1 protein-coding gene is annotated in these 849 nt (G+C 67.4%); it reads right to left on the bottom strand.

The window, feature by feature from the left end; genetic code table 11:
• A partial coding sequence (locus D3D02_RS18080; RefSeq protein ID WP_199723168.1) for a surface glycoprotein occupies window positions 1-510 on the bottom strand: 510 nt, incomplete at its 3' end.
• Window positions 511-849: the final 339 nt, after the last annotated feature.

Below are 849 nucleotides of genomic sequence, written 5' to 3'. Positions count from 1 at the left end.
GTCGATCGTCGCGTTCGTGACCGCGTTGAGGTCGACGCCCGTCGACCCGCTGCCGCGAACCTCGACGTCTTCGATTGTGAAGCCGTCGAGCCGGCCCTCGCTCAGGTCGGCGCCGGAGACCTTGACCGCGTACGTCCCGGGGCCGGTGATGTCGAAGTTACTGAGGCGCACGTCGGCCGCCGTGACGCGGATTCCGTACCCACTCGATTCGCTCTCGATCGTCGTGTCGCCGACGCCGACGATGTCGACGCCCGCCGTGTCGACGGTGAGCTGTCCCGACGGCGAGTACGTCTCGTCGACGAGTTCGAGCGTATCGCCCGGCGAGAGGGCGTCGCTGCTCAGGGCCTCCTGGATCGTCTGGAAGTCCGTCGCGTTTCCTTGACCGACTTCGTAGGTCGTGGTCCCTTGGTCCTGCGCCACCGCGCTGCCGGCGAAGCCGGCGCCGACCGCGACCACGGAGAGCACCATGACCGCGGCCAGCGCGACCGCGTGTGCCTGCTCCCGCGTCATTCGTCGACCACCCGCACCGGTTCGACTCGTCCCTCCGTTTGTGTCCGTGTCATAGGCGTGTGAGACTCCGTGCTGGAGATGTCGGGACAAGCACCTCTACGGACCTTGTATTTCGCCGACTGAACGGGTTCGGGAAGGGCCTGAACAGGGTTTCAGGCACCACCTGAAACGGGTTGAGAGGACGCTAACGGCGGGATTCGAGTTTTACGGGACAGCGACGCCGCTCAGGGGACGGCGACGCGCGAAAGAAACGTCGGGGTTCGAGGCGGGGTCGTGCCCGACCGCGTCAGTCGTCGGCCGGGACGCGCGGCTCCGCCGGGGGCTCGGACTCCTCCGTCT

The sequence above is a fragment of the Halobellus sp. Atlit-38R genome, from assembly GCF_003665925.1.
GTDB classification, from domain to species: Archaea; Halobacteriota; Halobacteria; order Halobacteriales; family Haloferacaceae; genus Haloquadratum; species Haloquadratum inordinatus.
Note: the sequence above shows the minus strand (reverse complement) of the source record. Positions and strands in the feature narration are given on the sequence as shown.